General features: G+C 73.4%; 20 protein-coding genes and 4 pseudogenes. 10 read left to right on the top strand and 14 right to left on the bottom strand.

Annotated elements, in window-relative coordinates; translation table 11 throughout:
- Positions 1 to 147 precede the first annotated feature (147 nt).
- A complete protein-coding gene (locus AB0L29_RS02565) occupies positions 148 to 801 on the bottom strand; it encodes an SMI1/KNR4 family protein (protein ID WP_365822500.1) in 654 nt (217 codons plus the stop codon).
- Positions 802 to 894: 93 nt separating this feature from the next.
- Here AB0L29_RS02565 and AB0L29_RS02560 point away from each other — a divergent pair, with 93 nt between their 5' ends.
- Positions 895 to 2367, top strand: coding sequence for a NucA/NucB deoxyribonuclease domain-containing protein (locus AB0L29_RS02560; RefSeq protein WP_365822498.1), 1473 nt, complete (start codon positions 895 to 897; stop codon positions 2365 to 2367).
- A gap of 90 nt (positions 2368 to 2457) precedes the next feature.
- Here AB0L29_RS02560 and AB0L29_RS02555 read toward each other — a convergent pair whose 3' ends face one another.
- The 8 genes from AB0L29_RS02555 to AB0L29_RS02520 form a co-directional block, all read right to left on the bottom strand.
- Entirely contained in the window at positions 2458 to 3486 is a 1029-nt protein-coding gene (locus tag AB0L29_RS02555) for an NAD(P)/FAD-dependent oxidoreductase (RefSeq protein WP_365822496.1), read from the bottom strand.
- 10 nt (positions 3487 to 3496) lie between these two features.
- Positions 3497 to 4015, bottom strand: coding sequence for an isoprenylcysteine carboxylmethyltransferase family protein (locus AB0L29_RS02550; protein WP_365822494.1), 519 nt, complete (start codon positions 4013 to 4015; stop codon positions 3497 to 3499).
- Complete coding sequence (locus tag AB0L29_RS02545) at positions 4012 to 5100, bottom strand: 3-oxoacyl-[acyl-carrier-protein] synthase III C-terminal domain-containing protein (protein WP_365822492.1); 1089 nt, start codon at positions 5098 to 5100, stop codon at positions 4012 to 4014. The genes AB0L29_RS02550 and AB0L29_RS02545 overlap by 4 nt, the downstream gene beginning before the upstream one ends.
- A complete protein-coding gene (locus AB0L29_RS02540) occupies positions 5097 to 6278 on the bottom strand; it encodes a geranylgeranyl reductase family protein (RefSeq protein ID WP_365822490.1) in 1182 nt (393 codons plus the stop codon). The genes AB0L29_RS02545 and AB0L29_RS02540 overlap by 4 nt, the downstream gene beginning before the upstream one ends.
- Entirely contained in the window at positions 6278 to 7114 is an 837-nt protein-coding gene (locus AB0L29_RS02535; RefSeq protein WP_365822488.1) for a UbiA family prenyltransferase, read from the bottom strand. The genes AB0L29_RS02540 and AB0L29_RS02535 overlap by 1 nt, the downstream gene beginning before the upstream one ends.
- Positions 7111 to 8175 (bottom strand): NAD-dependent epimerase/dehydratase family protein, encoded by a 1065-nt coding sequence (locus AB0L29_RS02530; RefSeq protein WP_365822486.1) that lies wholly within the window; start codon positions 8173 to 8175, stop codon positions 7111 to 7113. Before AB0L29_RS02530 ends, AB0L29_RS02535 begins: the two co-directional genes overlap by 4 nt.
- A 385-nt stretch (positions 8176 to 8560) precedes the next feature.
- Positions 8561 to 9625, bottom strand: a complete 1065-nt coding sequence (locus AB0L29_RS02525) for a protein kinase family protein (protein WP_365822685.1) — start codon at positions 9623 to 9625, stop codon at positions 8561 to 8563.
- A 239-nt stretch (positions 9626 to 9864) separates the two neighbouring features.
- A complete protein-coding gene (locus AB0L29_RS02520) occupies positions 9865 to 10677 on the bottom strand; it encodes an alpha/beta hydrolase (protein WP_365822484.1) in 813 nt (270 codons plus the stop codon).
- A 735-nt stretch (positions 10678 to 11412) separates the two neighbouring features.
- Here AB0L29_RS02520 and AB0L29_RS02515 point away from each other — a divergent pair.
- Positions 11413 to 11727, top strand: a pseudogene (locus AB0L29_RS02515) (transcriptional regulator); the annotation flags it as partial.
- Positions 11728 to 12006: 279 nt separating this feature from the next.
- Positions 12007 to 12387: pseudogene (locus AB0L29_RS02510) on the top strand (VOC family protein).
- A 178-nt stretch (positions 12388 to 12565) separates the two neighbouring features.
- On the opposite strand, the gene AB0L29_RS02505 reads toward AB0L29_RS02510, so the two are convergent.
- Positions 12566 to 14950 (bottom strand): phosphoketolase family protein, encoded by a 2385-nt coding sequence (locus AB0L29_RS02505; RefSeq protein WP_365822482.1) that lies wholly within the window; start codon positions 14948 to 14950, stop codon positions 12566 to 12568.
- 379 nt (positions 14951 to 15329) lie between these two features.
- On the opposite strand from AB0L29_RS02505, the gene AB0L29_RS02500 reads away from it, so the two are divergent.
- Positions 15330 to 15794, top strand: coding sequence for a cyclic nucleotide-binding domain-containing protein (locus AB0L29_RS02500; RefSeq protein WP_365822480.1), 465 nt, complete (start codon positions 15330 to 15332; stop codon positions 15792 to 15794).
- Positions 15795 to 15835: 41 nt separating this feature from the next.
- Positions 15836 to 16555 (top strand): CBS domain-containing protein, encoded by a 720-nt coding sequence (locus AB0L29_RS02495; protein WP_365822478.1) that lies wholly within the window; start codon positions 15836 to 15838, stop codon positions 16553 to 16555.
- 211 nt (positions 16556 to 16766) lie between these two features.
- Here the strand turns inward: AB0L29_RS02495 and AB0L29_RS02490 are convergent, their stop codons facing one another.
- Both AB0L29_RS02490 and AB0L29_RS02485 read right to left on the bottom strand, forming a co-directional pair.
- On the bottom strand, positions 16767 to 17789 hold the full coding sequence (locus tag AB0L29_RS02490; RefSeq protein WP_365822476.1) for an amidinotransferase: 1023 nt from the start codon (positions 17787 to 17789) through the stop codon (positions 16767 to 16769).
- A gap of 396 nt (positions 17790 to 18185) precedes the next feature.
- Complete coding sequence (locus AB0L29_RS02485; RefSeq protein ID WP_365822474.1) at positions 18186 to 19835, bottom strand: carboxylesterase family protein; 1650 nt, start codon at positions 19833 to 19835, stop codon at positions 18186 to 18188.
- A 654-nt stretch (positions 19836 to 20489) separates the two neighbouring features.
- Between AB0L29_RS02485 and AB0L29_RS02480 the strand changes: the two are divergent.
- Positions 20490 to 20608 (top strand): annotated as a pseudogene (locus AB0L29_RS02480) (IS5/IS1182 family transposase); the annotation flags it as partial.
- A 360-nt stretch (positions 20609 to 20968) separates the two neighbouring features.
- Positions 20969 to 22222 carry an acyltransferase gene (locus tag AB0L29_RS02475; protein WP_365822472.1) on the top strand — a complete coding sequence of 418 codons (1254 nt, stop codon included), beginning with the start codon at positions 20969 to 20971 and terminating at the stop codon, positions 22220 to 22222.
- On the opposite strand, the pseudogene AB0L29_RS02470 reads toward AB0L29_RS02475, so the two are convergent.
- Positions 22173 to 22325: pseudogene (locus AB0L29_RS02470) on the bottom strand (IS982 family transposase); the annotation flags it as partial. The gene AB0L29_RS02475 and the pseudogene AB0L29_RS02470 sit on opposite strands and share 50 nt — an antisense overlap.
- Before the next feature lie 405 nt (positions 22326 to 22730).
- Positions 22731 to 23492, bottom strand: a complete 762-nt coding sequence (locus tag AB0L29_RS02465; RefSeq protein WP_365822470.1) for an SDR family NAD(P)-dependent oxidoreductase — start codon at positions 23490 to 23492, stop codon at positions 22731 to 22733.
- A gap of 163 nt (positions 23493 to 23655) precedes the next feature.
- Here AB0L29_RS02465 and AB0L29_RS02460 point away from each other — a divergent pair, with 163 nt between their 5' ends.
- The 3 genes from AB0L29_RS02460 to AB0L29_RS02450 all read left to right on the top strand — a co-directional run bounded on the left by AB0L29_RS02460 (position 23656) and on the right by AB0L29_RS02450 (position 26534).
- On the top strand, positions 23656 to 24528 hold the full coding sequence (locus tag AB0L29_RS02460) for a helix-turn-helix transcriptional regulator (protein ID WP_365822468.1): 873 nt from the start codon (positions 23656 to 23658) through the stop codon (positions 24526 to 24528).
- A gap of 325 nt (positions 24529 to 24853) precedes the next feature.
- Positions 24854 to 25291 carry a glutaredoxin domain-containing protein gene (locus tag AB0L29_RS02455; protein ID WP_365822466.1) on the top strand — a complete coding sequence of 146 codons (438 nt, stop codon included), beginning with the start codon at positions 24854 to 24856 and terminating at the stop codon, positions 25289 to 25291.
- A 721-nt stretch (positions 25292 to 26012) separates the two neighbouring features.
- The gene (locus AB0L29_RS02450) at positions 26013 to 26534 is read left to right on the top strand and encodes a hypothetical protein (protein WP_365822464.1); all 522 of its coding nucleotides are present in this window, start codon (positions 26013 to 26015) and stop codon (positions 26532 to 26534) included.
- The last annotated feature ends 33 nt before the right edge of the window (positions 26535 to 26567 follow it).

Below are 26567 nucleotides of genomic sequence, written 5' to 3'. Positions count from 1 at the left end.
CGGTCGAACACGGCCGGCACGGGAGCCGGGTCCCGGCCGTCGGACCCGACGCGGTGCACGCGCTGCGCTCGGCGGCCCGGGGCCCGCTCCGTGCGGGACGGGGCGCCGGCTCGCCCCGGACGCGTCGAGGTCCCGGCGGTGCCCGCGTCACCCGGGCGGGGTCCAGCGCCCGAGGACCATGCCGGCGCCGGAGCCGGCGTCTTCTTCGCTGATCGTCTCGAGTCCGTCCGCCACGTGCGTCAGCAGTGCGGCAAGGCTCGGCCAGTCGGGTTCGGGCGCGTGCCCGTGGCGGGTGTAGCGGATGACGCATCCTTGGCGCGTACCGGCGCGCAGGTCGGCGAAGAGGCCGCCGCCGCCCGCGTCGTGCGCGATGGGGATCCACGCCGGCAGCCACGGTGCGGGCGTGCTGCGGGGGTAGAGGGTGCCGGCCGGCTCCCGGGAACACCGGTCCAGGTACGCCTGGAGTTCTTCCAGGAGCTCGGGTGGGCACACGCGCCGGGGAGTGTCCAGGAGGACCGCCCGGTGCCGCAGGGCGTCCTCCAGCGGGAGCGGGTTGTAGCGGTCGGGGAAGAGCGCACCGGTGGAGGGCGGGCGGCGCAGCCCGTGGGAACGGCTCCACCAGGTGACGAGGTCGGCGGGCAAGGTGGCACCGGCCGTTTCCGCCACGCGCTCGAGCAGGCCGGGGGAGGCCGGCGGGGCCAGGGCCGAGTGCACCTGAGGGGCGTGGCGGGCCAGCCAGTTCTCGATCCGGGTCCAGGCCGCATCGGCCTGCTGCGCGGCGCCTGGCAGGGACGAGTGCATTCCACTTCCGGGTCACATATTGACGCGTACACGCCATCTTGACAGTCTCGGACGTCTTATTACTCCACCAAAGGAACGGAATCGGCGGAACCCATGAAAAGAGCCAACTCCCGGACGAGACTGCTGGTCTCGACACTCGCGACCGTACTCTTATCGGCCGCCCTGACCACACCCCAGGCCTTCGCCGACGAGCAGGCGCCCGTGACGTCCCGCCGCGTCGCAGAGCCCGTCCACATGAGCGAGGGCGAGTACCGGAAGCTCAAGGCAGCCGGGACGCTCGACGCGTCCGACTGGACGGTGGCCGCGGAGCCGTCCGCCCAGGGCAAGCCCCTCACCGAGGCGCAGGCGAACGCCGAACTGGCCAGGGCGGCCACGGCAGGTGCCGCCGCCCCCGAATACGGGGACACCTCCAAGGTCCCCCTCCAGGAGCGGTCCGGCGAGCTCACGGCCGCCGCCGCGGCGGCCGCACCGCCGACCTCCTGGGGAGACACCCCGCCGCAGGACGCCGAGACGTGCCTCGGCCGGAACGAGGCCAACCAGGCCGGCGGCCTCACCTTCAACCGCTGGGTGTGGTGCCACCGCATGAGGATCGGCCTGAACTACTACGAGGTCGACGAGGACGGGCGGGAACTGGAAGGCACCAACTCCCTGGTCGCCGAGGTGGCCGCGGTCGGCAGCGGTACCGAGCGGGGGATCCGCACCTACCTGCGCGTGGAGGAGGGATCGGTCTCCTACGACGGATGGGACCCGTTGGACCGCTGGTTCACCGCTCCCGACCTGCACATGTACGTCCTCTCGGACTGCGCGCAGGGCTACGACTACTGCCAGGGCACCGGCAGCGGCGTCGAGCACACCTGGGAGCGCTGGGACCACCTCGGCGCCTGGCTCCACTGGGACATCTACTCCCACGAGGAAGCCAGCACCGCCGCGGACAAGGTCCTCTACCACGACTGGTTCTTCCGCTACGGCGGAGGCGACGAGGACGAGTACCCGGGCCCCGAGGGACGCACCCCTTACTGGCAGATCCGCTGCGACTCCGCGAACTACTTCGAACGCTTCGGCCGGGAGTACCCGAGGGCCTGCGTCAACTACAACGTCGTCCCCCATCTCACCTACCGCATCAGCGACACCCGCGTCGAAGACGTCGCGCGGCACATCCGGTTCGCCCAGAACGAACCGACCCGGACCTACCCGGTCGAATTCACCGAGGTCAAGGACATCCCCGGCAAGTACACCGGGGTCCGGGACGGCCGGGGCCTGACCCGCACCCCGCACGAGGGCCCCGTCGACAAGGCCAACGAGGACGTGAAGGACCGCGCCTGCCAGCGCAAACCCCCTTACGAGGGCGACTGGGGGCTGCCGCCCTACGACACCGGCACCCACCAGTGCGACGAGTACCCGTTCTCCATCACGAACGAAGGCGCGTCCCACCCCGAGTGGGCCTTCTCCGTCCGCGCCGTCCCCTCCGCCCAGAACGGATCCGCCGGCGGACTGCTGAACTGGTACCTCTTCAGCGACCGGATCCTCTACGACCGCGACCCGTTCTGGGTCGAGATCCTGGACTGATCGCCTGCGCACCGCCTCGCCGTGGGAAAGGGCGCCTGCCGGCCGGGGCAGGCGCCCTTTCCCCTGCCCGCCGGCCCGGCACCCGCCGGATCACGTCCCCGCCGGACGCGCCAGCGCGTCGACGGCCGCGGAGAACAACCACGGCAGCCGCTGCGCCGCGGGCACCAGCGCCGCGCGGACCGGGAGCACCCTCGTCGCGCCGAGCAGCGCGTGGGTCAGCCAGCGGTGGCGCCGGGTGAGCCGCCGCCACTCCCGTTCGTAGGCCGCCGGGTCGCCGCTGACGACCGCCCGCACCGCCGCCGACGCCTGCGCGAGCGCCAGCGCGATGCCCTCGCCGGTCAGCGCGTCGACGTAGCCGGCCGCGTCGCCGACGAGCAGCACCCGGCCGGCGGTGCGCGCGCTCGCGTCCTGGCGCAGCGGGCCCGCTCCGCGCACCGGTCCGGCGGTCCCGGCTCCGGCCAGCCGCTCCCGCAGCTCGGGGAAGAGGGCGAGGTGGTCGTCGTACGGTCCGCGGCCGGCGGTGAGCACCGCGACGCCCACCAGGTCGTCGGCCACCGGGGTCACGTAGGCCTCCGCGTCACGGGCCCAGTGCACCTCGACGCGGTCGCTCCAGGGGGCGAGCGCGTAGTGGCGCCGCAGCCCGTGCCGGCGGCGGGCCCGGCGCGGCCGGTGCAGACCGAGGGCCCGGCGGATCGGCGAGTGCAGGCCGTCGGCCGCGACGAGGTGGCCGGCGCGGGCGCCGTCGGCCAGCACACCGTCCTCGTCCTGCTCGACGCGGCGCACGGTGCGCTGCTCGATCCGCACGCCCGCGGCCAGCACCGCCTCGCGCAGCGCCGCGTGCAGCGCGGTGCGGCGCACCCCGCGGCCCGGGCCCGCCCGGAAGTCGGCGTCGGCCCGGCACGGCCCGGCGACGTACCGGATGCCCCGCAGGTCGTGTCCCGGCGGGTGGACGCCGAGCGCCGCCAGGGCGGTGACGGCACCCGGCATCAGGCCCTCGCCGCACGCCTTGTCGAGGGTGCCGGCGCGTTGCTCCCAGACGGCCGCGTCGAGCCCCGCCCGGGCCGCGTGCAGGGCCGTGGCGAGACCCGCGGGCCCCCCGCCCACGACGAGCAGGTCCATGCGTGCCCCCTCAGGCCAGCCGCGCCAGGGCGGCGTCCTCGGCGCGGATGCGGGTGGCGAGCAGGAACCCGTTCAGCACGGTGAAGACGACCGCCGTGACCCAGGCCGAGTGCACCAGCGGGAGGGCGAGCCCCTCGACGACGACGGCGACGTAGTTCGGGTGCGGGAGCCGGCGGTAGGGGCCGCCGGTCACGCGCGGGGCGCCGGGCACGACGATCACCCGGGTGTTCCACTGCCGACCCAAGGTGGCGATGCACCACCAGCGCAGCGCCTGCGCGGCCGCGACGAGGACGAGCATGGTCCAGGCGAGGACCGGTACGGCCTCCGGCCGGCGCACCCACACCTCCACGAGCGCGCCGGCCAGCAGACCCGTGTGCAGCACCACCATGAACGGGTAGTGCCCCCGCCCGGACTCCACGCCGCCCCGCGCCAGGCTCGAGGCGGCGTTGCGGTGGGACACGACCAGTTCGGCGGCCCGTTCCAGACCGACGGCCAGGACCAGGGCGGTGAACAGGACCTGACCGTTCATCCCTTGTCCCCCGGGGCGCGCAGGAGCACGAGTTCGGAGCAGAAGCCCGGCCCCATGGCGAGCATGAGCCCGTGGGAGCCGGGCCGGGGCGGGCGGCCGGCGAGCGTGTCCGCCAGGACGTGCAGCACCGAGGAGGAGGACAGGTTGCCGACTCGCCGCAGCGAGTCCCAGGTCACGGCCAAGGCGTCCCGCTCCACCCCGAGGACGTCCTGCAGCGCCTCGATGACCTTGGGGCCGCCGGGGTGAGCGACGTACCAGCCGAGGTCGTCGCCGGTCAGCCCGTGGTCGGCGAGGAAACCGCGGACGTCGTCGCCGACGTACCGGCGCACCAGGCCGGGGACCGAGGAGTCGAGCACGATCCGGAACCCGCCGGAACCGACGTCCCAGCCCATCATGCGCTCCGAGTCGGGGTAGAGGCGGCTGCGCGAGGCGAGCACCTCGGGACGGCCGGGGTCCTCGGACCGCGCGAGCGGATGCTCGGGACCGACGGCGACCACCGCCGCGGCACCGTCCCCGAACAGGCCGCTCGCCACCAGATTGGCGAGCGAGGTGTCCTGGCGCTGGAGCGTGAGGGAGCACAGCTCGACCGACATCAGCACCGCGACCCCGTCCGGGCGGCCGCGCAACAGGTCGTGCAGGCGCGCGACGCCGGCCGCGCCGGCGACGCAGCCGAGGCCGACGAGGGGCAGGCGCACCACGTCGGGGCGCAGCCCGATCTGCGCCGCGACACGGGCCTCGAGCGAGGGGACGGCCAGGCCGGTCACCGTGCACGACACGATGTAGTCGACGTCGGCCGGCGTGAGGCCGGCGTCCTTGAGCGCGTCGACGACCGCGCGCCCGCCGAGCTCGACGCCGGCCCGGATGAAGACGTCGTTCGACCGGCCGAAGTCCCCGAGCCGGGCGTACTCCTCCAGCGGGAGCACGCTGTGCCGGGTCTCGACGCACGTGTTGCGGTGGAACCGCTCGACGACGCCGCGGTCGACCGTGCCCTCGACCAGCGTGGTGGTGAAGGCCTCGGTGATCTCCTCCTGCCGGTGGCGGTGCTCGGGCAGGACGCCGCGGACGCCGAGGACGCGCATGGTCATGCTGGCTCCTGAGGTCGGCCGGTCGGACGGACGGGGATGAGGAACGCCCGGCCGAGACCGAGCGCGACGGTGGGGGTGAACCGGCCCCAGGCGAGACCGAGTTCGACGAAGTCGTCGAAGACGCGCTGGTCGGCGGCCGAGGCCCGCAGCCCGGCCTCGATGACGCGCGTGCTGCGGGCGAGCCGGGCGGCCAGGGCGGTGTGGCGCAGGTGGGGCAGCAGGATCCGGCGGGTGGCGAGGGCGTACCGCTCCCCCGCCTGCTCGGGCCGTCCGGCACGCAGGGCCGCGGCGGCGGCGCGGCCGGCCGCGACGCCGGTGGCCACGGCGTAGTGGATGCCCTCCCCGGTCAGCGGGTTCACCAGGCAGGCGGCGTCGCCCGCGAGCAGGACGCGGCCGGCCGGGGGGCGCCAGCGCGCCGTCGAGAGCGGCAGGTGGTGCCCGACCCAGTGCCGGCCGCCCCCGGTGGCGCCGGGCAGCAGCGTCTCCAGGCGTTCGAGCAGTTGGGCACGGGTCGGCGCCGGGCGGTTCCGGTGGAGGAACTCGCCGTACCCGACGTTCGCGAGGCCGTCACCGCGGTCGAAGGACCAGGCGTACGACGGCTGGTGCCGGGTGCCGAACTCGATGACCTGCGCGCCGCTGCGGCCGGGTGCGACCGGGGCGTAGCCGCGCAGCGCCAGGGCCACCGGACCGCGGGGCCGGCCGAGCGCGCGCCGGACGACGGAGTGGGCGCCGTCGGCACCGACCACGACCGCGGCGGAGATCTCCCCGTCCAGGAGCACCGCGTCGGTGTGCTGCCGCAGATCGCGGACGCGGTGCCGCAGGAGCCGGGCGCCGGCGGCGACCGCCGCGTCGACCAGCCGGGCGTCGAGGATCCGGCGCGGCACCACCCACGCCGGGCGGGCCATCCGCCGCTCGGCGGCCAGGCCGCCGCGGCCGAGGCGAAGGCGGCCGACCGGGGTCCGGTCGTCGAGGAGACCGGTGACGCCGACCTCCGCCAGGAGGTCGAGGACGTGCGGGGCCACCCCGTCGCCGCAGGCCTTGTCCCGCGGGAAGGCCGCCCGGTCCAGGAGGGCGACGCGCAGCCCCGGGTCGGCGTGCAGGGCGCCCAGGGCGGTGGCAGCACCGGCCGGTCCGGCGCCGACCACCGCGAGGTCCCAGCGGGCGGGTCCGGGCGTCATCAACCGGCCGCCACGAGCAACGCGACGTCGAGCAGGGCGACGGCCACCGCGGCCCGGAAGGGAGCACGGCCGCGGGCGGCCGACGTGAACACCACGAGGGCCGCCACCAGCGCGAGGACCGCCCACGCCCATGCCGGAGGGGGCCCGGCGGGACCGAGCACGGCCAGCAGCGAGGCGGCGGACAGCAGGACGACGGCCAGGAGGCGCGAGGGGCGCTCGCCGATCCGGTGCGGCAGGCCGCGGACGCCGGTGCGTTCGTCGTCGGCGAGGTCGGGCAGCGTGTTGAGCAGGTGCGCCCCGACACCGAGCGCGGCGCCGGCGCCGGTCGCCCACAGTGGCGCCCAGGCCGGGGCGGGGCCGGCGAGGGTGACGACCGAGGGCAGCGTTCCGAAGGCACTGGAGTACGGCACCCACGACCACCAGGTCGCCTTGAGTCCCAGGTTGTAGGCGTGGCCCGCGCCGGCGCCGAGGACGACGTTGACCAGTGCGCCGCGCCAGCCGACGAGCGCGGACAGCACCAGGCAGGCGAGTCCGGCCACGGCCAGGGCGCGCACCACCCAGCCGGCCGGGAGGGCTCCGGTGACCAACGGCTTGTCGGTGCGGCCGACGGCCCGGTCGCGCGGGAGGTCGCACAGGTCGTTGCCCCAGCCGATGGTGAGCTGGCCGGTGAGCACCGCCGCGGTGACGACGGCCGCGTCGAGCGGGCGCAGGTCGCTGCGGAGCGCGAGCAGGCCCGCGACGGCGCCGACCGCCAGGGCCGGCCCGCCGTGGGCGGCGGCGAGCAGCGCGCGCACGGGCGGCGGCCCCGGGCGCGCCGGGGCCGCGCCGGCGGTCACGGGCGCCGCCGCACGGCGACCGGCCCGCGGCGGACCGCGTCGCCGAGCGCGCCGAGGACGGTGCGTGGGCGCAGCACGGGTGTCCGGCCGGACGCGGCCTGCCTCATGCCCTCGATCACCTCGGCGAGCACCTGCGGGCCGTCCTTGGCCGGGGTCCAGTCGAGTTCCGTGCGCGCGCGGGTCGTGTCCAGCGTCGGGAGCGCGAAGCCCATGTCGAGCCACCCGGTGTCGACCGGTTGCAGACGCGCGTGCCAGGCGGCCGACATGGCGGCGCGGACCACCGCGGAGGGCACGTGCACCAGCCTGGCGCCGAGCGCGTCCGCGAGGACCGCCGCGGTCACGGGCGTGTCGGCGGCGAGGTTGAACGGACCGCCCGCGCGCCGGTGGAGCACCGCGACGATCGCCTCGGCGACGTCGTCGGTGTGGACCATCGGGATGGTCAGCCTCCGGTCCATCGGCAGGACGGGGAGCAGGTCGAGCGCCTTGGGGGGAACGAGGGCGGGCACGCCGTACCTCAGGAGGGCGCTGCCGGCGGCGCGCTGCCCGACGATCCCCGGCCGCAGGCGGGTGACGAGCGTGCCGGCGCCGGAGGCCTCGTGCCGGTCGAGGAGGCGCTCGGCCGCCGACTTGTGCCGGCTGTACCGCGAGCTGCGCACGCCCCCGGTGGGCCAGGACTCGTCGACCGGACGGTCGTCCTTCTTCGGTGAGTAGGCGCCGACCGAGGACATGTGGACCAGGTGCGGGACACCGGTCTCGGTGACGGCTCGGAGCACGCGGCGGGTGCCGCCGACACCGAGTTCGGCGAGGTAGGCCAGATCGTGGGACGGCTGGAAGCCCCACGCCAGGTGGACGACCGCGTCCGCGCCGGTGAACGCCTCGACGAGCGTGTCGTGGCAGGCCTCGGTGCTGAGGTCCGCCGGGCGCCAGTCGACGCCGTGGCCGTCGGGGCCCTCGGGCAGCCGCCGGGCCAGGCCCACGAGGTCGTGCGGGCCCTCGGCACGCAGACGCCGCACGACGGTGGAGCCGATGTTCCCGGTCGCCCCGGTGACCACGATGCGCATGCAGGATGGGGTGCCCCGTCGCTTCCCCGCTCACACGGGGCACTCCGGCATCCGGCGGACACCGGCGTCACCCGGCTGGTGTGCTGCGCGTGATCGGTGACTCCGGCACCGGGAGGCCCCGCCCGCCGATCGCCCCGGACGCCGGGGCCGCCCCGCGCGGTTTCCGCGTCCGGCGCGTCCTGGCCGCCGGCCCGGTTCCGCACGGCCGTCGCCGACCGCCTCACCGTCGACGGCGCGATCGGCCGGACCGGTACCGGGCCCTGCCCGGCTCGCTCACGCCGAGACCCAGGTCCGGCAGGCCGCCGCCGACCGGACCTGGCACCGTACGGGAGGGGCCGCCCGGCAGCCGGCCGGGACTCGGAGCCGGCCCGGCCGCGCCGCCGCGTCAGGCGGGTCCGTCCCGCTGTCCGATCCGGCGGATCGCCTCCAGCGGGTAGGGGGTTGCCCGGCTCTCCCGCTGGAACCGGCGGGAGAAGTCCCCCATCACCGCGGCGACCGGCGCGTAGCGGACCAGGAGCGCCGCGATCGCCGCCGGGATCCCCGCCGGGGACACCCCTCGGGCACAGGCGCGCACGAACGCCCCGCGTTCCTCCGGTTCGTACCCGTACAGAGCGACGGCCAGCCAGTTCACCAGATGCGTGACGGTGTAGCAGCGGTCGTAGGTGCGGTGCTCGTCGAAGAAGCCGGCCTCGTCCCGTGTGAGCTCGAAGCGTGAGGAGATCGCGAGGCCGTAGTCGGCGAAGAAGAGCCGCCGGCCGTCGGTCAGGATGTTCTCGAAGTGGGCGTCGAAGTGCAGCAGTCCGCGGGCGTTCATGAACGAGACGCCGGCTCTCAGCTCGTCGTCCACCATGACGCAGGCCCGCTCGGCCGCCTCGTCACCGGCCCCGACCTGGGCGCCCAGCCAGTCGTGCAGGTTCTGCGGGATGTACTCCAGGAAGAGCGTGAGGCTCGCCGAGGACTGCCGGAGAGCCTCGATCCGGCGGCGTACCCCCGATCCGCCTCCCCAGTAGGCGACAGCTCGTTCCACATCGGCCAGTTCCCCGGGAAGCGGCCGGCCAGGGTCCGGCAGCACCCGCCAGTGGTGCATCAGGGGGAAGCCCTCGTGGTCCCCCGCGATCACCCAGTTCGTCGTCATGATGTGCGCGGCCAGCTCCCGCCAGGCTCCGAACCCCGGGCCGCCGATACGGCCGACGCCGTAGTGGCAGAAGACCGGCAGTCCGAACAGGTTCGCCGTGGAGTGGACGTTCTCCGGCCGCCGCTCCGGATCGGTCAGGCGTATCTGCTTGACGAAGACCGGGGTTCCGTCGACCTCCAGCAGTACGGTCCTCCCGCCGATGCCGGAACCGACCGGTGCGGCGGCGTCCACGAGCTCGTGCAGCCTGCGGTCACTGCACAGCGCCAGCGATGTGGAAACGGCGCCGTGGGCGGCCAGACGGGCACCGCGGGACATGTCAGGGCTCTTCACCCGTGCCTCCAGCCGGGCACCCGCCTCCGGTGCGACCACTTCGGCGAACACCCGGGCAGGAGCTGCCGCCACCCTCTCACGCCGGGGGCGGTGATCCGCTCCCGAGGCCCTGACGGCTGCCGCGGCGACCCGGTGACGCCGAAGGCGGGAACACGCCCTGCGTCCAGGGCGGCCGGCACGCATGACCGCCCGTCTGCTCACCGGGCCGTCATCGGCCCGGGCGGTCAGGATCCGCGGGGTGGGGTGCGGCGTGCACGGACCAGGCATTCCTCGGCGAACGCCAGGACTTTGAGGTGGTAGGCGCGGGCGGTCCAGCCGAGGCTGACGTTGTGGCCGGCGTGAGGCAGGCGGTCGACGACGACGCGGGGGGCCGCGGACAGCCGCGCGGTCAGATCGGCGATCTCCTCGTCGTCGTGGCGCCACCAGGCCTCGTGCTCGGCGAAGGTCAGCCGGACAGGGACACGGACGTGCGGCAGGATCACGGCCGACAGCCGCCGCCAGTCCGCCACCGTTCCGATCTCGTGCGCGGGCACCGGCGCCACCACGGTCTGGCTCATCTGGAACGTCTGCAGGGGATACAACCCCAGCGGCCCCCAGTTCAACCGCCGCAGGCTGACACCCGCCTCACCGCCGACCAGGCCCGGGTGCACCGCGAGCCTGCGCCCGCACCCCGAGACATCCACGCCCAGCAGTCCCCGTGTGCCCCAGTCGGCGGCGACGGCGAAGGCGACCTTGGCCCCGAAGGAGTGACCCAGCAGCAGGGTGCGGGCACCGGGTGCGTGACGGGCGACGAACGCGGCTGCCGCGGCCCGCACGGTCGCGGCCTGCGCGGTCAGTCTCTGCCCGCGGGGGAAGCGGTCGGCCGACGCTCCGTAACCGGGCCGGTCCAGCGCCAGCACCGTGTAGCCCGAGCGCGCGCCCAACGTCAGCAAGGACACGTCCGGATGCGCCTGGCCGTCGAAATACCCGGCGTTCATACCCCCGCCGTGCAGCGCGACGATCACCGCACGCACACGACCGTCCGCGGGTTCGCTCATCACACCGGACAGCGTGACACCGTCCGCATCGACGCTGACGGAACGTACGCCCGGGGACAGCCGCCTGTCGCGTATGCGCGATGCGGCCGGTGACCTGCCGTCACCAGCCCGCACCGTGGAGGTCTCACCCACGGCACGGACCCCGGGCGGGCACCGGTATCGCCCTGTCAGCCGTACTCAGCACGCCAACCCCTCCACGGTCGTCTCACGCCGGACCAAAGCCAGGGGCAGCGCCCCGCACCCCATCCTCCGGGCCGCACCCCGTCCCAGCCAGCCGAGCCGGCCGCGCCCTCCCCCATCCGTGGAACGCCTCACCCACGCGCCTGGGGGACGCGGAACGCCCCCACCGGCGCCCGGGTGGCAGCCGCCTTCCTGCGCGATGTCCCCGTCCTGATCGCAGGCCGACGCCCGTCGGGCAGCACGGGCCGGCCTCGCCCCGTACCGCCGCCGGTCCCCTTGGCCCGTTCGGCCGTGTTCCGCTGGCACCGGCCCGCACTGCCGACCAGCCTGGACGGGCGGGGTTCACCGGCTCACCTGTCGCCGCTGCCGACGAGCCCCCGGGTGCCGCCGCCGGCAGCACGGCGGCGGCACCGACAGCCCACCGCCCGCAGGCCTCGACGGAGCCCGCCCGCCGCGTGACCCTCCGCGCGGGCGGGCGGACCCGCTGCTGCTCCTCTCCGGGATCACGCGTCGGATGCCGCGTTGCCGCGGCCGGGCCCGGATCACGCCGTTGCCGTACGCCCCGGCATGCTCGACCTGCCCACTCGTCCGACCTCGACACCCGCACGGGTCATCACCGACCCGCACGTCACCCTCGTACAGAACCCGCTCGCGGTGGCGCTGCCCGCAGACCACTCCGGCTTCCGGGGCGCCCGGGCCGGCTTCGTCCACCGGTGGTTCACCGGTCCCGGGGCACGGCAGCTGTATCCGGAAGCCGACCATGCGGCCCGGTCCCGGGCCTTCGTCGCCGGCCTGCGGGCAGGCGCGGCCGGACGGGACGCCGAAGACCCCGAAGCCGGCTCGGTGACCGACTCGTTGCCCGGCGCCTCCCCCACCCCCGTGCCGGTTCCTGGCAGCGCCCCGGGGCTGTCCCGGGGCGGATGACGCCTTCATGCCCCTGTCGTCTTGCCTCCTCCGCTTCCCGACCGCATGGCCGACGGCCTTGCCCGGCTGTCCGGCTGCCCGGCTGCCCGGACGGGGCGGCCCTCAAATCACTTCGCCCGTGCCCGCCTCGTCCGCTACGGCCGTGGAATTGTTTTCGCTTCGGGGAGCCCACGGGGTTCGCGTGCGGCCTCCCCGGCAGTTCCCGGGCTGAAAGCAGGTTTCGTCATGGCATGTCGTATCAGTGAACTCGTGCTCGGCTGCCGCGACCCCGAGGTGCCGGCGCGGCTCTGGTGCGAGGTCCTGGACTTCGTCGTGCTCGATCGCGAAGAGGGGACGACTGCATCGAGACCGGACCGCGCGAAGGGTTCGGCGGTCCGCAGCCGACGATCATCCTCAGTCGCAGGGACGAGCCGGAGAAGGGGAAATCCCGGCTGCACATCGACGTCAACGCCACCGACCGCGATCAGGACGCCGAGCTCGAACGCCTTCTGAAGCTCGGTGCGCCCGGCCGACATCGGCCAGACGGGGGAAGAGCAGTGGCATGTCCTGGCCGATCCTGAAGGCAATGAGTTCTGCCTGCTCAAGGCCCGCATCAGCCCACTCTGACGCGGCGGCTCGGCCCGGCCGGTGAGCAGTGGGCGCGGCTGGAGCCGCTGTTGCCCGTGCCCACCCGGTCGGGCCGGCCGCCGGCGTGGACGAAACGGCAGCCCGTCGACGGGACCGGGGGCCGGTGCGCCCGGGCGGCGGGCCGCTCGGGCCGCCGCCCGGGACTCGCCGGCACCGGTCAGCCGTCCCAGGACCAGTCGGCCACCTCCGGCAGGTCGGTGCCGTGGAGGCGGATCCACTCGTGGTGGCGCAGCCGGGTGTCCTCCATGCGCTGCCGTACGGCGGCGGCGCGCACCGCCAGGCCCGGGACGCGGTCGATGACGTCCATGACCAGGCGGTAGCGGTCCAGGTCGTTGCGGACGACCATGTCGAACGGGGTCGTGGTGGTGCCGATCTCCTTGTAGCCGCGCACGTGCATGTTCTTGTGGCCGGTGCGGCGGTAGGCCAGGCGGTGGATCAGCCACGGGTAGCCGTGGTACGCGAAGACCACGGGCTTGTCGGCGGTGAACAGGCCGTCGTACTCGAAGTCGCCCATGCCGTGCGGATGTTCCTCCTCGGGCAGCAGCCGGGCGATGTCGACGACGTTCACCACGCGCACGGACAGCTCCGGCAGGTGCCGGCGCAGCAGCTGCGCGGCGGCCAGCACCTCCTGGGTGGGCACGTCCCCGGCGCAGGCCAGCACCACGTCCGGCTCCCGCTCGCCGTTCTCCGTGCCGGCCCACTCCCAGATGCCGGCGCCGCGCGCGCAGTGCACCTTCGCCTGCTCCATCGTCAGCCAGTCGAAGCAGGGCTGCTTGCCGGCCACGACGACGTTGACGTAGTCCCGGCTGCGCAGGACGTGGTCGGCCACCGACAGCAGGGTGTTGGCGTCCGGCGGCAGGTAGACCCGGACCGCCTCCGGGCTCTTGTTGAGGATGTGGTCGACGAATCCGGGGTCCTGGTGGGAGAAGCCGTTGTGGTCCTGCCGCCACACGTGCGAGGTCAGCAGGTAGTTGAGGGAGGCGATGGGCGCGCGCCAGGGCAGCCGGCGGGTGACGCGCAGCCACTTGATGTGCTGGTTGACCATGGAGTCGACGATGTGCGCGAACGCCTCGTAGCAGGAGAACAGCCCGTGGCGGCCGGTGAGCAGGTAGCCCTCCAGCCAGCCCTGGCAGGTGTGTTCGGAGAGGATCTCCATCACCCGGCCGTGCCGGTCGAGGTGCTCGTCCACGTCGAGGGTGCCGGCCTGCCACGCCTTGCCGCTCGCGGCGTAGACGGCCTGGAGGCGGTTGGAGGCGGTCTCGTCGGGACCGACGAGGCGGAAGTCGCGCCGGTCCGCGGTGGCCGCCATGACGTCCTCGAGCAGGTCGCCCAGTACGCGGGTCGGTTCGTGCAGGGTCGCGCCCGGCTTGTCGACGGGGACGGCGTACCGCTCCAGCGGAGGCAGGGGCAGGTCACGCAGCAGCAGGCCGCCGTTGGCGTGCGGGGTGGCGCCGAGCCTGCGGGGGCCGTCCGGCACGCACGCCAGGACGTCCGGGCGGGGGCTGCCGTGCTCGTCGAACAGTTCCCCGGGCCGGTAGGAGCGCAGCCACGCCTCCAGTTGCCGCAGGTGCTCGGGGTTCTCCCGGGTGGCGGCCAGCGGCACCTGGTGGGCGCGCCAGGTGCCCTCCACCGGCAGCCCGTCGACCTCGGCCGGTCCGGTCCAGCCCTTCGGTGTGCGCAGCACGATCATCGGCCAGCGGGGGCGCTCGGTGGCCCCGTCCTCCCGGGCGGCGCGCTGGAACGCGGCGATGCGGTCCAGCGCGGTGTCCATGGCCTGGGCCATCGCCCGGTGGACGGCGGCCGGGTCGTCGCCGGTGACGTGGAGCGGGTCGTGGCCGTAGCCCTTGAGGAGCTCGTCGAGTTCGGACTCGGGCAGCCGGGCGAGCACGGCCGGGTTGGCGATCTTGTAGCCGTTGAGGTGGAGGACCGGCAGGACGGCGCCGTCGTGGACGGGGTCGAGGAACTTGTTGGAGTGCCAGGATGCGGCCAGTGGCCCGGTCTCCGCCTCGCCGTCGCCGATCACGCAGGCGACCAGCAGGTCCGGGTTGTCGAAGGCGGCGCCGTACGCGTGGGAGAGCGCGTATCCCAGCTCCCCGCCCTCGTGGATCGAGCCCGGTGTCTCGGGTGCCACGTGACTGGGCACCCCGCCGGGGAACGAGAACTGTTTGAAGAGCCGCGCCATGCCGGCCGCGTCCCGGGTGATGTCGGGGTAGGTCTCGGTGTAGGAACCCTCCAGCCAGGAGTTGGCGACCACCGCGGGACCGCCGTGACCGGGGCCCCAGATGCACAGGGCGTCCAGGTCACGGGCCCGGACGACTCGGTTGAGGTGGGTGTGCACCAGGTTCAGTCCGGGCGAGGTCCCCCAGTGGCCGAGCAGCCGCGGCTTGACGTGCTCCGGGCGCAGCGGTTCGGTCAGCAGGGGGTTCGCCATGAGGTAGATCTGGCCGACGGACAGGTAGTTCGCGGCGCGCCAGTGGGCGTCCAGCGTCCTCAGTTCGTCGTCGGTGAGCGGGGCGGACGCCTGCCGCGTGTCGACGGACATCATGGGTTCCCTTCCGGAGCGGGGTTCGGTCGAAGATGCGTGCGGGTCCGTACGTCCCCGCCCTTCCCTGTCCGCCGGGTACCCGGCAGGGCCCATCGGACCGTGCGATTCGCCGCCGTGCCCGTCCCCGGGCCGTCGGTACCGGCACCACGGGGCGGACGAGGTCACAGCCGGTGACGTGACCACCACGCACTCCCCCTTTCAGCGAGTCCTCTCCCGTCCTCATCGGAACATCCGGAACCGTTCGGGCACAGGGTGCCGAAGGCCCCGGCCACGGTGCCGGGCGGCCCTGCCATGGGGCCGGACGGCCCATCGCCCGGCACGGGACACGGGAGCACGCTGGAGGCGGCAGGCTCGTACGTCCCGACTGGAGGCACAGATGAACGTTCCCGCCACGGCCGGCATGCTGCAGGCGCTGCCGGCCGAGCACCGGCAGCGCCTGATGCGCTTCGCCGGGGAGGTGTCGTTCCCCCAGGGCACCCGCCTCTTCGAGGAAGGGGGCCGCGCCGACCGGTTCTGGATCATCCGCACCGGCAGCGTCGACCTCGACATGCGCGTACCGGGCCGTCGCGCCGCCGTCATCGAGACCCTCCGGCACAACGAACTCCTGGGCTGGTCCTGGCTGTTCACCCCGCACACCTGGCACCTGGGCGCCGAGGCGACCAGTCCGGTACGCGCCTGGGAGTTCGACGCCACCGTGATCCGCTCGATGTGCCGTGAAGACCCCGCGTTCGGTGCGAGCGTCGCCCGGTGGGCGGGCGGCGTCATCGCCCACCGTCTGCGCTCGGCCCGCACCCGGCTGCTGGACCTGTACGCCCCCTACGGCAGCGGCAGCCTGCTGTGACCGAGCCGACGAGCCGACGTGACGGAACCGAGGGAGGCGTCGTGCACGGCACCCCGCACCTCGTCAGCGACGTGATGACCCGCACCGTCGCCGCCGTCGGCCGCGGCGCCTCCTTCGAGGAGATCGTGCGGACGATGCACGACTGGAAGGTCAGCGCCCTGCCCGTCCTGGAGGGCGGCGGCCGGATCGTCGGGGTCGTGTCCGAGGCCGGCCTGCTGCCCAAGGAGGAGTTCCGCGACGAAGACCCCGACCGGTACACCCGGTTGCGTCGCCTGCCCGATCTCGCGAAGGCCGGCGCGGTGGCCGCCGGCGAGCTGATGACCTCGCCGGCCCTCACCGTCCGCGCGGACACGACGCTCGCCCGGGCCGCGCGGACCATGGCACTCGCCAAGGTCAAGCGGCTCCCCGTGGTCGACGAGGTGGGTGTGCTGCAGGGCATCGTCAGCCGTGCCGACCTGCTGAAGGTGTTCCTGCGGGACGACGGGGAGATCGCCGAGGAGGTCCGCCGGGAGGTGGTGGCGCACCTCTTCCCGGCGCCGGCGTCAGCCGCACGCGTGACGGTACGGGACGGGGTCGTGACGCTCGGCGGCCGCGTCCGGGACACGTCCCTGGTCCCCGTGGCCGCGCGTCTGATCCGGGCCGTCGAAGGGGTCGTGGACGTGGAGTTCGACCTCTCCGGGCACGGCCGTTCCGCCCACGGCCGTTCCGCCGAGCCGGTCCCCGCCCCCTCGGTGCACGGCGACAGCGCCTCCCCGCCGTGACCCGCCCCGGGGAGCGGCGGGACACCGCGGGGAGGGCCGGGCGGCGCTGCGGACGTCCCCCGCGGTCCACGGCGGCACGGGTCTTCGATCCGTGCTCGCCCCGACCGGCCGGATCCGGTCCGGTCGGCTGCCCCCTCCGAGCGTCCTGACCTGATCACGAAGCCGAAGGGGGCGCCGCCGGCGACGGGCGCGGGAGGGCCCGGCCGGCCCGTCACCCGTCCAGTTCGCGCACCAGGGGATGGTGCGCGCAGCGGAAGCCGCCGGCGAACACGGTCACCGCGTCGAAGGGCAGCATGTGAACGGTGACGTTCCGTGCGGTCAGCGCTTCGGCGAGTCCCGTCAGCCGTTCGTCGACGAGTACCTCGCCGGGCCCCAGGACGAGGCTGTTGCCCGCGAGGAGGTTCACCGCGTCCCGCAGGGTGACGTCGATCAGCTCCCAGTCGGCGACCGGTGCCGGCACCCCGTCGACGAACTGCTGCCGGCAGACGACCGCCAGGCCCTCGCGGACGGCGGTGAGGCCGTCGTCCAGATGGATCACCTGATCGCTGACCGGCACCTCCTGGACGCGGTAGCCGTCCCCGAGCAGTCGCGCCAGCCACCGTGCGCCCTCCGCGTCGGACGCCGCTCCGCCCCGGCCGTGGCCGACGAGGACGTCCCGGCCCAGTACCAGGACGTCACCGCCTTCCAGGAACGGCCCCGTCGCCGATGCCATCTCGGACAGGGGCACCGGTGACGGCGGCGGCATCACCGAGCAGCGCGCACCGCGGGCCGCGGCCTGCGCGAGGACGGGACGCAGCCCGAAGCGTTCCTTGAAACGGGCCGGCAGCCGCAGGGCGGCCTCGATGACGTGGTCACCGACGACGATCATCGGATCACGGACGAACGTCTGCGTGCTGAACCGGTCGCCCTCGCCCCCGTACGCGCGCAGCTCCGGATCGGTCAGCTCCCGCGGACGGTGCACGACCACCCCGCGGCCGGTCAGGAAACGGACCAGTCCGTCGATCTGCTCGACGCTTCTGCCATGGCCCTCGGGGTCCGCGTCGGACCAGAGCTTCCCCGCCCAGCGCGGCAGCTGCCGCCGGGTTCGGTCGGGCAGGAAGCGCAGTGCTCCGGGCAGCCCCGCACCGAGCTGTTCCGGGATGCGGAAGTCGATGACGCGGCCCACCACCGCCTCCTTCAGGACTCCCCATTCGTGGGTGACGTTGATGCGGCCGTGCGGCCCGGATGCGGTCATGACGGTGTGATCCCTTCTTCGGTGGGAGGCGGGGAGGTGGCCGGGTCACGGGCCGGCCCGGGTCCGGAGCGCGGGGGCGGCCTCGGCCTCGAGGAGGCCACGCGACCGGCGGACATATCCAGTGTTTCGCGGCGAACAGCCCCGTGCATCGCCGAAAGGGTCCACGGGCCGCCGCACATTTCGGATGACCCGTCCCAACGGAACGTCATCCTCCGGAACGACCTGCCGACGGGAAGGTGATGCGTCCGGCCGTCCCGCACCCCGTGTGCCCGGGCCGGCCGGCGGCCCGCCCGCGTGGTGCTCCGGGACGCGGGTCGGCATCGCGCTCGATCGCCGGGGCCGGCGGCTCCGCCCCCGGTCCGTGGGCGTCGGCCTCGCCGGCCGCGTCCGGCCTCCTCAAGGCATGCGGTCCCAGAAGCCGAGGTTGTGTTCGCGGTGGTAGTCGACGGGCCCGAGGCGCCCCGGCGCCAGTGACTGCGTGTACGGCCGGCCGACGGGGCGCGGGCGGTAGGGGGGCCAGGCGGGCAGGCCGGCACCGCGAGGGGCGCCGGTGCGGGCGAACGCGGCCCAGTACCCGGTCATCGTGGCCGACAGGCGGCGCTGCGCCCGGGTGAACAGCGGCTCGGCCGCCTCGTCCTCGAACAGGTACGGGATGTCGCCCGCGTGGAAGGCGCCGAAGTCGAACTGGCCGGGCAGCGGCAGGAACATCGGCGCGTCACGGTCGGCGAACTCGTACGCGTACACCGGCACTCGCCGTGCCAGCGCGTCGTGCTGGGCCTGCGTGCCGCGCGCCCACATGCGATCGGTGATCACGGCGGCCCACGCCAGCGCGGGGGACGGGAACGCGGACGTGGGGTACTCGGCCCGCACGCGCTTGGCCGGCTGCTCGCCGAACGCGGTGCGCAGCGCCCGGTCGTAGTCGGCTTCGGTGAACGGTTCGCCCACGGCGTCGTGGAGCATTCCGACGAACGTGCGGTGCTCGTCGCGGGTCGCGCCCGACAGGACGGGCACGGGGTGGAACCGTCCGGCGCGCAGGGCCTCGGGCGGCAGTTCGGGCAGGGTGGCGTTGCCGTACCCGAACACCTGGAAGGCGTTCATGATGTGAGGCACGTCGAGGATCGTCCCGACGGGCAGGGCGCGCAGGCAGGCGAGGGTGCGTTCGGGACGCTCGTCACGGCAGCCGAGGGACGAGGTCGTCTCGCGCGTGATGTCCTCCATCTCCCGCCCGCTCCGCCAGGCGTACCACCGGTATCCCGGCACGCCCGGTCCCATGGCACCGGCCGGCATGTCCATCATGGCCTCGCCGCTCGCCATGACGGCCCGGTGGAACAGGCCCCGGGACGCGGGGGACGTCAGATGCCCGGCGACGGCGGACGCGCCGAACGACACGCCGGCCACGGTGACGTTGCCGGGGTCGCCGCCGAAGGCCCGCACGTTGTCCCTCACCCAGGCCAAGGCCGCCCGCTGGTCCTGGAGGCCGAAGGTGCCGGCTCCTTCCAGGCCCGGCAGGGCGAGGCCGCCGAAGACGCCGAGACGGTAGTTGACGGTGACGACCACCAGGCCCCGCCCGGCGAGCCGGCGCCCGTCGAAGAAGGAGCCCGCGCCCACCGAGCCGTCCCCGTAGATCCATACGAGCACGGGCGAGGCCCGCCGCGGCTGCGGGGCCGGCGGTGTGGTGACGTTCAGGACCAGGCAGTCCTCCTCCGTGCTGGAGACCGGCGCGTACCGCGAAGGCACCTGCGGGCACGGCGGACCCGGCTCGGTGGCGTCCCTGACGCCCTTCCACGGCCGTACCGGGCGGGGCGGCGCCCACCGGTGGACCCCCTTGGGGGCCCCGGCGTAGGGGATGCCCCGGAAGATCCGGTACGGGCCCGAGCGGGTGCCGCGGACCAGGCCCGCGTCCGTGCGTACCGTCTCACCGGCGGTGGCGGTGGCCGCGTCCCGGGCTTCGGCCGCTGCCTGGTCGGACGGCGCGGCGGCGGCGAGGGGCAGGGCGCAAACCGCCATCACCACGGCCGTCCAGCGGAGGGGGCTGCGAAGCGTCACGCCGGAAAGCCTTCCCGCCACGGACGACCCCGGCGCGTGGACGCACCCCGGGCGACCCGATCGGACGCAGGACCGGGCCCGGAACGCCTCGGCCGCGGGCAAGGCGCTCGATCCGGCATCCTGCGATCGCGGGTTCCGGTCCCCGCCCGCGCAGCACGGCCCCTCCACCCCGGTGCCGGCCGGCACCATGCCTCAACCGTCCACAATCATTGACAGTTCGGCCGGGAATCCAGCAGGATCGATCCAGACCGATGATCGCCTCGTGCGTACGGACTCGGCTTCTGTGCTGCACAGGAGCCCACGTCACGGCCCAGGCCGACTGTTTCCATCCCCGCACGGGCCTGATGGGCAGAGCACCGCGATGGGAGGAGCACATGCCTTTGAGAGCCCGGCCGGGCGACTTCGGGATCGCGGCGCCTTGCGGACCGCCGTGCCGGGCCGCTGCCGCCTCCCCCCGCAGCCGGGGTGTCGCACCCGATCTCAGCTGGACGTCCCGAACCGGCACCAGGCGGTCCTGATGCCGGAGATCGGCGGGGGCACAGACGCTCGCCGCGGCTTCCGTCATTCCTCATGACGAAGCCGCCGTGAGCAAGGCGGAGGCCGGTCATCCGAGCACCCATGGCCGGCCTCCGCCGCATGAGCCGAGTGCCTGTCGAGGAAGTCCTGTTCCGGCTGCGGCTGACGCACCCGGACAGCACCATCGTCTGGGCGACTCCGGCTATGCCGGGCAGCTCGCCACCTGGGCGAAGAAGCACCTCGGCCTGACGCTCAAGATCAGGCGCATCACCTGCGGACAGTCCCGTCGGACAGGCCAACCGGCATCCCGCGAGAACGACAAGGGCTGACGGTCGCCCGGACCACCGCCCCCCTGCTCCAGCCGTGTTGCCCGTCCCCTCGCCCTCCCGCGGCGAAGCCTGTCCCAGTTGGCGCCGGAAGGAGCATCGTCCGCAACTATCAGGCCAGTTTCTTCGAACTGTCGTATTTCGCGGGAGACGACTGAACATCGACGATCACCTGCCCGTGAAATGGGCATGGAACCCACTAGCTCCACCTGCACCCCCTCTGCACTGCATCGATTACCCTCTGCGCTGCCACGATTACCCTCACCCGTCGCACCGGTCGGCCCGTCACGATTGGGCTGGCTGGACGCGTTGCGCGGTATCGCGGCACTCGTCGTGGTCTTCGACCACTCGTCCTACGCCTTCATGGCGGAGTTCCGCCGGGAATTGATGCCGCAGTTCAACACCAGCCGGTACGGCATCATGGTGTTCTTCCTGGTCAGCGGCTACATCATTCCCGCGTCCCTCGAACGCCGGGGCTGCGTCCGGACTTTCTGGATCGGGCGGTTGTTCCGCGTGTACCCGCTGTGGGCGGCCGTCGTCATCGCGGCCCTGGCCGCCCATCTGTTGGGCTTTGCCGAGATCCGGTCCTTCGACGGCCAGAGCGCCGCCACGGTCGCCGTAGCCCACGTCACCCTGCTCCAGGAACTGCTGGGGACGCCCAATCTCCTTCTCGTCCTGTGGACGCTCTCCTATGAGATGGCCTTCTATCTGCTGGTCGTTGCTCTCTTCACGGTCCGCCTTCACCAGCGGTCGGCAGCGACGGCAGTCATCCTGGCCGTGCTCGCCGCCGTGAGCGTGATGACGGGAAGCGTGCTTCCGGCCTCTGCCCTCTCCGGAACGGTCGGCACCGGACCGCTGGTAGCGCTCGCTTCGATCGTCATGGTGGCCGCCATCTGCTGCGCGAGCGCCGGGTCACCCGCGCTTCGCGTGTCCGGCGGCGTGCTGGGCGGGGCGCTGGCGCTCGTCCTGGTCCCGTTCAACGGCACGGTCCCCCCGTGGGAGGGGCTGGTGATCCTTGCCGTGATGTTCCTCGGCACCGCCGTCTACCGGGCCGAACATGGTCAGGACCCCTGGCGGTACGCGGCGTGCGCCGCCGTCGTGGTGGCCGGCTGCGCCATGGGGAGCGCGTACGGGTACGGCGACGGATCGCATTTCACACGACGCGGTTGGATCGTGGCATTCCTGCTGGCCGTGCTCACCTTCGGTGTCGGACTGGCGTTGCGCCGCCGGCGGATACCGCGCCGGCTGACCGGGCTGGGAACGATCAGTTACTCGGTCTACCTGGTGCATCCGGTGCTCCTGGCGGTAACCGACGGCACGATCGGCCGGTGGCGGCGGGACAATCTCGCCCTCCAAGTGGCCTTCTACGCCGTGCTGTTACCGCTGTGCGGGCTGACCTACCGTTACATCGAAGCGCCGGGCCAGGCATGGGGCCGGAGGCTGGCACGCCGCTTCCGGCCTCGACGCCGACCGGGCCGGAGGACGACTCCGGCGGTTTCGGGTTCGCCAGACACCAGGACACGGGCATGCCCTCGGCCGTGGTGAGGAGGTGGAGCCGAAAGCCCCAGAAGAAGCGGGAGTGGCTGCGGCAGTAGCCGTATCCGGCATGGCCGGCCAGGTCGCAGTGTTCGACGGTCTCGCGGAGGGATCGCGACGGGTGGGCCGGGGCGAGGAGGACCGCCTCGAACCCCGCGCCCCTATCCGCCTTCATCCGCTTCGCCCGGCGTTCCGGGCCCGGCTGTAGCCGCGTCGATCACCTGCTTCAGCCGAGCCGTATCCGTATGCGGCCACCGTGGGTTTCGGGATTCCTGCCACGGACGGGTACCGCGTGCGCCATCGGTTGACGAGCTTTCTCCACGCTGCAGCCGATTCGTCACGCCGTCGCCGGCACTCCGTCCTTCCCGGCGGCCAGCATGCGCATCAAGACCGGAGCGGCACGTACCGCACCACCCGCCGCTGAGACTGCCGCTGCCCGGCAGGGTGGGCCGCGCGGGCGGGGCCGTTCGGGTGGCGGGGGATGAGCGATGAGGCCGCCGATCCAGGGGAAAGGGCGTCAGCCTTCGCGGCTGGGGAGCATGGCCAGGGCCTGGGAGCGCTGTGCGACGAGGTCGTCGTAGGTGCCGTCGCGCTCGGCCCAGCGGTGCATGAGGACGTCCTTCACGAGGATCTCGTGGGGGGTGGGGTCCTGCGCGAGCAGGCGCATGACCTCGGTGGCGAAGTCGTCGAGCGCCAGCGCGTGCGGGTTCACCTTTTCCTGTCCTGCCGTGGCGACGGCCGGGGGGACGAGCTCGACGACGCCGACACCGGTGCCGTCGAGCTGCGCGCGCAGCGCCTCCGAGTAGGCGTGCACTGCGGCCTTCGAGGCGGCGTAGCTGGGCATGGGCGGAAACGGCAGGAAGGCGATTCCGGAGGTGACAGTGATGAAGGTGCCGGCGCCCCGCTGGAGCAGGTGGGGAGTGAAGGCGTCGATGACCCGGATGGTGCCGAGCAGGTTGGTGTCGATCGTCGTTGCCGCCGCCTCGAAGTGCGCCGGGTCGCGCAGGTCCTCCAGGAGCATGACCCCCGACATGGTCACCACGGTGTCCAGCTCGGGGTACCGGGCGAGTGCGGCATCACGAAGAGATTCGACGGAAACACTTTCCGTGACGTCGACATCAAACGTGCCGAAGCCTTCTTCGGCGAGTTCCGAGAGTGCCTCCGGGCTGCGGCCGCCAACGGCCACGGTGCTGCCCGCTGCGGCGAACCGGCGAGCCAGCTCCCGCCCGATACCCGAGGTTCCGCCGACGATGAGAACGGTGCGGTTGGAGAGATCCACGAGGCCTTTCCTTCAGTTCAGGGCGCCGACCGTGTTCAGGCCCGGCGCGGACTGCGACGTTCCCGCAGTCTTGGCGGAATCGGCCTGGTGTGGCAGGGCCCCGGTCTTCCCTGGTCCTGTCGGGGCCCCCTCTGCGACACGCGCACCGCATTACGGTGTCGGTATGAAGGATGAGGAATCCGGCAACCGGCTCGGCAGCTACCTTCGTGCCCGGCGTGAGCTGGTCTCCCCGGCGCAGGCAGGACTCCCGCCCGGCGGCAACCGCCGCGTGCCCGGCCTGCGCCGTGAGGAAGTCGCCCTGCTCGCCGGGATCAGCCCCGACTACTACCTGCGCCTGGAACGGGGCCGTGACAAGAACCCCTCACCGCAGGTCCTCGAATCACTCGCGCGCGTCCTGCAGCTCGACGACATCGAACGGACGTATCTGCTCGGCCTCGCGGCGGCGCGCCCCAGGGCGCCGCGCCGCAGGCGGCCCGAGCACGTGCCGCCGCGGGTGCACGAACTGCTGGCCCACCTTCAGATCCCCGCATTCGTCGAAGGGCGCGCGTTCGATGTCCTGGCTTCCAATCCCATGGCCATCGCGCTCTCCCCCCGGCTGCGGCCCGGCCTGAACCGGCTGCGTTCCCTCTTCCTCGACCCTGAGGAACAAGCCTTCCACCAGGATTGGACCAAAGCCGCCGCTGATTTCGTCGCCGCCCTTCGCACCACCATCGGGGACGACACCGACAATCCCCGGTTCGTCGAGCTCGTCGGAGAACTCGCACTGTCCAGTCAGCGGTTTCGCACCCTGTGGGCGCGCCACGACGTCCGCAGTCTCGACGGAGGCACGATCACGGTCAACCATCCCGTCGTCGGTGAACTACGCCTCCACCGCGACAAACTCCCCATCGACGACGTCATCCTCGTCGTCTACTACCCCGACAAGGACAGCGACAGCGACGAGAAACTGCGGCTCCTCGCCGCCCTCTCACACACCGAGTCCCCCGGCGCAGCACACGACGGACCGGCGGGCGACCCGCGTCCAAAGACACCCTGACGAACACACGCCGTCCCGGCGCCGCAACCAGAACGCCCGCACCCTTTCGCACGCCCGGGGCAATTCTCCCCGGACGACCGCAGGTGGTGGCCGGCCGCCGCGCGTCCGAGTGCCGGCGCAGCAACGACGCCTTGCCGTCCACCCCGTACCGCGATAGCTCCGCCAGGCGTCGCGGCGGTGTCCCCGACACGTCCAGGGCGCCCATCCCGAGCGTGGCGATGGCCGGAGCACACGATCAGACGAAGGCCGCCTCAGTGTTCGGCGAACATTCAGGTGGGCGGCCTGGTTCGAGGAGCATTTCGACTCGTCGATAGCCTGCGTCACCATGATGCGCGCTTGGCTCTTACCGATGCTGCTTGTGCTCAGCGGCTCGGCCGTCGCGACCGGGCAGATTTTCAAAGGGGGCCCCGGCTCGGCCGCAGCACTCCTGCTGGCGTTCTTGGCGCTCGCCGGCGTGAACTCGCCTCTGATCTTCCCGAGGTCGATCGGTGCGCGGGAGGCACAACGCCGCAGCGCGGTCGACGGCCGGCCGGTCGTCTACTGGCGACCGGGCTGCAGATACTGCATACGCCTGCGTATCCGGCTGGGCCGCAGCGCCCGCCAGTTGCACTGGGTCAACATCTGGCACGACCCGGCAGCAGCCGCAGCGGTGAGAGCAGCCAACGACGGCAGCGAGACCGTGCCGACCGTGGTCGTGGCGGGCCGGCCACACACCAACCCCGATCCCGAATGGGTGCGCGGGCAGCTCTCCCCTTCCGCGTGATCAGAAACCTCGCCCTACCGGAGAGGCACCCAGCGGATCGGGCAACTCCCTTTTGCGGTCAGTCAGTTCATGGCGAGGCGCCACTCCATCATGATCTGTCACCCGGGTGATCCCTGGGAACGGACCACAACGACAAGCGATCGCGTTGCGCGGACACCATCCGCCTGCCGAGCGGTCACGCCGCACGGAAACAACGGGAACACCGGGGAGCCGGGCACCCGTCCGCCACGGTGCGCTCCTGTTCGCTCAAGACCGGCTGCGCGGAACCCTCACGCGGTCCTCGTCGAACTCCTCGCACTCGAAGCGGAACCTCGGGCCGGCGAAAGGGCTGCCCGGGAAGTCCCCCGTGACCGTACAGGCCACGACCCGGTTCCCGCGCTGCGCCGGCGGCTGGGCCGCGGCGCTCGGGCGGGGTCCGGATGCCGTCGCGGTCCGGTTCGGCCGTCAGGCCGTCCAAGTGCTCGGCGCCGCGGGAGACGAGTATGACGCTGTGGCCGGCGGTCCCGAGGCGACGGGCCGTGGCGAACCCCGGCCCGCCCCCCGGCACGACACGCCCGGCATCCCGCGGGTCGGGCGAATGGGGCGGGCCCCGGGAGAAGGTGTTCCTCTCCGCGTCACAGAAGTCGAGCCGGACCCACGACCCGCGTACACGGCCGGGCACCGATCCTCCGGGTCGTGCCGTACGGCCGTGTTCTGTACCCTCCCAGCGGAGGCTGTAGCGATGCACCACCGTGCCCACCGTTTCCCCCGGCCGGCCGCCCCGGGTCGGCGGCCGTCGGAGACAACGCTGTTCAGCGGCGTGTACGGGCTCGTCCTGGCCAGTGCGCTGGCGGCCGCGCTCGACTCCCCCGGCGAGGCGGCCGACCCGGGATCGGACGCGCTGTGGGTCCTGCTCACCGCCCTCGCCTCCGCGGCCGCCCACGGCTACGCCCACGTCGTCGCGCACCGGGTGTCGGCGGACCGTGAGGGTGCCGGGGTCGGGCTGCGTGCGATGCTCGCCGAGTGGCCGGTCGTCGCGGCGGCTGTCCCCACCGTCGTGCTGCTGCTGACCGCGGTCCCCTCCTGGTGGACGGAGACCGAGGCGGTGAACACGGCGCTGGTGCTCAACACCTTGCTGCTCGCGGGGTGGGGGGTGTGGACCGCACGCGGCGCCGGCCGTGGCCGGGCGGCCTCGCTCCGAGCCGGGCTCGCCGACATGCTGATCGGCCTGGTGATCATCGCGGCCAACGCCCTGATCAAGTAGCAGCTACGGCCGTCGGCTTCAGCCTTCCCGGGC

Source organism: Streptomyces sp. NPDC052701, from assembly GCF_040678355.1.
Lineage (GTDB): Bacteria > Actinomycetota > Actinomycetes > Streptomycetales > Streptomycetaceae > Streptomyces.
This window is presented reverse-complemented; position numbering and strand designations above follow the sequence as displayed.

Coding starts and splice junctions, on each gene's coding strand:
- AB0L29_RS02500 (WP_365822480.1), top strand. CDS start 15,330: ATGAACGTTCCCGCCACGGCCGGCATGCTGCAGGCGCTGCCGGCCGAG.
- AB0L29_RS02525 (WP_365822685.1), bottom strand. CDS start 9,625: ATGTCCCGCGGTGCCCGTCTGGCCGCCCACGGCGCCGTTTCCACATCG.
- AB0L29_RS02560 (WP_365822498.1), top strand. CDS start 895: ATGAAAAGAGCCAACTCCCGGACGAGACTGCTGGTCTCGACACTCGCG.
- AB0L29_RS02565 (WP_365822500.1), bottom strand. CDS start 801: ATGCACTCGTCCCTGCCAGGCGCCGCGCAGCAGGCCGATGCGGCCTGG.
- AB0L29_RS02520 (WP_365822484.1), bottom strand. CDS start 10,677: ATGAGCGAACCCGCGGACGGTCGTGTGCGTGCGGTGATCGTCGCGCTG.
- AB0L29_RS02450 (WP_365822464.1), top strand. CDS start 26,013: ATGCACCACCGTGCCCACCGTTTCCCCCGGCCGGCCGCCCCGGGTCGG.
- AB0L29_RS02550 (WP_365822494.1), bottom strand. CDS start 4,015: ATGAACGGTCAGGTCCTGTTCACCGCCCTGGTCCTGGCCGTCGGTCTG.
- AB0L29_RS02455 (WP_365822466.1), top strand. CDS start 24,854: ATGATGCGCGCTTGGCTCTTACCGATGCTGCTTGTGCTCAGCGGCTCG.
- AB0L29_RS02530 (WP_365822486.1), bottom strand. CDS start 8,175: ATGCGCATCGTGGTCACCGGGGCGACCGGGAACATCGGCTCCACCGTC.
- AB0L29_RS02460 (WP_365822468.1), top strand. CDS start 23,656: ATGAAGGATGAGGAATCCGGCAACCGGCTCGGCAGCTACCTTCGTGCC.
- AB0L29_RS02505 (WP_365822482.1), bottom strand. CDS start 14,950: ATGTCCGTCGACACGCGGCAGGCGTCCGCCCCGCTCACCGACGACGAA.
- AB0L29_RS02545 (WP_365822492.1), bottom strand. CDS start 5,100: ATGACCATGCGCGTCCTCGGCGTCCGCGGCGTCCTGCCCGAGCACCGC.
- AB0L29_RS02540 (WP_365822490.1), bottom strand. CDS start 6,278: ATGACGCCCGGACCCGCCCGCTGGGACCTCGCGGTGGTCGGCGCCGGA.
- AB0L29_RS02555 (WP_365822496.1), bottom strand. CDS start 3,486: ATGGACCTGCTCGTCGTGGGCGGGGGGCCCGCGGGTCTCGCCACGGCC.
- AB0L29_RS02490 (WP_365822476.1), bottom strand. CDS start 17,789: ATGACCGCATCCGGGCCGCACGGCCGCATCAACGTCACCCACGAATGG.